The sequence below is a fragment of the Hydrogenophaga sp. genome, assembly GCF_051007235.1.
Lineage (GTDB): Bacteria > Pseudomonadota > Gammaproteobacteria > Burkholderiales > Burkholderiaceae_C > Hydrogenophaga.
In genome coordinates this window covers 1-2,341 of sequence record NZ_JBPCSJ010000119.1, presented here as the reverse complement: position 1 = coordinate 2,341, position 2,341 = coordinate 1, and the positions used below count along the sequence as shown (strand labels likewise).

The following is a 2,341-nucleotide window of genomic DNA, read 5'->3' as shown; positions in this document are numbered from 1 at the left end:
TTTGTGCGCGACCACCCGGCGCTGGTGTTTGACACGCTGACCCGCTGGACGCAGGACCCGAGCGCCCACGTGCGCCGCCTGGTCAGCGAAGGCCGCCGCCCGCGCCTGCCCGGGGGCCTGCGCCTGCAGGCGCTGGTGACCGACCCGGCGCCCACGCTGCCGCTGCTGCGCGCCCTGCAGGACGACCCCAGCGGCTACGTGCGCCGCAGCGTGGCCAACCACCTCAACGACATCGCCAAGGACCATGCCGACCTGGTGGCCGGCTGGGTGGCCCTGCACCGGGCCGGGGCCGACGCGCGCCGCACCGCCCTGCTGCGGCACGCCAGCCGCGGCCTGGTCAAGCAGGGGCACGCGCCCACGCTGGCCGCCTGGGGCCTGGAACAGGGCCTGCGCGGCACGGCCACGCTGGCCCTGTCGGCCCCGCACGCGGCGGTGGGCGGCAGCGTCGACCTGGCCGTGACGCTGACCTCCACCGCGCGGGCGCCACAGGACCTGGTGGTGGACTACGCGGTGCACCACGTGCGCGCCAACGGGGGCACGTCGCCCAAGGTGTTCAAGGGATGGAAGCTGACGCTGGCGCCCGGCGAGACCCGGGCACTGGCCAAATGCCACAGCCTGCGCCCGGTGACCACGCGCACGCTCTACCCCGGCACGCACCAGGTGGGGCTGCTGGTGAACGGTGTGGCGGTGGCCGCCGGCGCGTTTGAACTGCGGGCCTGAACCCACTGACCACACGGCGCCCGACCGTGCGATGCGTCACAGGTGTGATGCGTGGCCGCCAACATGGGGTGACGGGTTCACCGCAAGGGCACTTTCTTCGCGCTGGGCACCTGAACAGCGACCGCCGCGCGCCTACAGTCGCGGCGCCATGTCGCTTAACAAACTGTTTCAATTGCTGCGCCGATCGCGCACAGACCAGGCCCCGTCGGCCGGCCATGGGGAGGCATACAAGGGTGCGTTCGCGGCCGAACCGCCACCTGCCGCCCCGCGGCTGGACCGGCTGGAGCTGCAGGGCGCCCTGATCCACCACCTGGAGTGGTGCGTGCAATTCAACGACCACCTGGGACTGGTCAACCAATCCGAAACCCCGCCGCCGCGGCTGCTGCCCGGCGCCGACGACAGCGAGCTGGGCCAGTGGCTGGCCCGGGCTGCCACCCGAACACCGGGTACGCACCCGCTGTTTGCCGAGCTGGTGCGGGCGCACCAGCACTTTCATGAACTGGCCGACGAGGCCCTGAAGCTGGCCGCCGAGGGTCGCATGGACCTGGCCAGCACGCTGCTCAACACCGACTTCGAGCGCAGCCGCGCGAAGGTGCTGGGCCTGCTGCGGGACATGCAGAAGGCGGGGTAGCAGTGGCCCCCACGCTCCGTCGCTGACGCGGGTCGCTGCCCCCCGAGGGGGCTTGGCCTGCCTTGGGGCGGCCCGGCGGCCGGCCCGTTGCTCCAACGCTCCACCGCTGCGCGGGCGTCAGACGCCCCAGACCACGTCCACCCGGGCCTTTTCGCAGCGTTGCAGCATCTCGATGAAGGGCACGCTGCGCAGGCGCAGGCTGACCTGATCGAATTCGGGCGGCACTTCGCCGCGCGCCTGCGCTTCCTCTTTCAGGCGTTGCTGCTCGGCTTCTTCGGCGTCGGCCGCGGCGCGCAATGCTTGCACGGCGTTGGCCATGTCCGCGGGCTGGATGATGCCGGGCCCCTCGGGGTCTTTGCCCAGCACCTCCAGGATGCGCTGACCGTGTGGTTTGAGCATGACCAGATCGCTGGTTTCGCGGGACTTGAAACGGTAGAGGGACATGCGGTTCTCCTGAAGGGTTCGAGCCATTTTTGCACCGCCAACCGACAAAAGACACCACACAGATCAAACCGGTCCGGGTAAACCCGATTGGCCGGATTTGCTTCATGTCTAAACTAATCAGACATGAACACTCCCATTCCAGCGCTGCGGCGCATCCTGTGCATCGGTGGTGGCCCGGCGGGCCTCTATTTCGGCCTGCTCATGAAGCGACGGCACCCGGCGCTGGAGGTGACGGTGGTCGAACGCAACCGGCCGTTCGACACCTTCGGCTGGGGCGTGGTGTTTTCCGACCAGACGCTGCAGAACCTGCGCCGGGCCGACCCGGAATCGGCCCAGCAGATGGCCGACGCGTTCAACCACTGGGACGACATCGAGGTGTTCTACAAGGGCGCCAGCGTGCGCTCCGGCGGCCACGGCTTCATTGGCATCGGCCGCAAGCGGCTGCTGAACATCCTGCAGGAACGCTGCCAGGCGCTGGGCGTGAACCTGGTGTTCGAGACCGACGTGACCGACGACCAGGCGCTGGCCCAGCAGTACGACGCCGAC

At 69.8% G+C, this 2,341-nt stretch carries 3 protein-coding genes and 1 pseudogene; 3 read left to right on the top strand and 1 reads right to left on the bottom strand.

Features of this window, described 5'->3' with window-relative positions:
• Together ACR2JA_RS04530 and ACR2JA_RS04525 are read left to right on the top strand one after the other, a co-directional pair.
• A pseudogene (locus tag ACR2JA_RS04530) lies at window positions 1-720 on the top strand (DNA alkylation repair protein); the annotation flags it as partial.
• 148 nt (window positions 721-868) lie between these two features.
• Window positions 869-1,351 (top strand): CZB domain-containing protein, encoded by a 483-nt coding sequence (locus tag ACR2JA_RS04525; RefSeq protein WP_434007927.1) that lies wholly within the window; start codon window positions 869-871, stop codon window positions 1,349-1,351.
• 117 nt (window positions 1,352-1,468) lie between these two features.
• Here ACR2JA_RS04525 and ACR2JA_RS04520 read toward each other — a convergent pair whose 3' ends face one another.
• Window positions 1,469-1,795 (bottom strand): DUF1840 domain-containing protein, encoded by a 327-nt coding sequence (locus tag ACR2JA_RS04520; RefSeq protein ID WP_434007926.1) that lies wholly within the window; start codon window positions 1,793-1,795, stop codon window positions 1,469-1,471.
• Window positions 1,796-1,918: 123 nt separating this feature from the next.
• On the opposite strand from ACR2JA_RS04520, the gene ACR2JA_RS04515 reads away from it, so the two are divergent.
• The coding region (locus ACR2JA_RS04515) for an FAD-dependent monooxygenase (protein ID WP_434007925.1) at window positions 1,919-2,341 on the top strand (423 nt) is incomplete at its 3' end.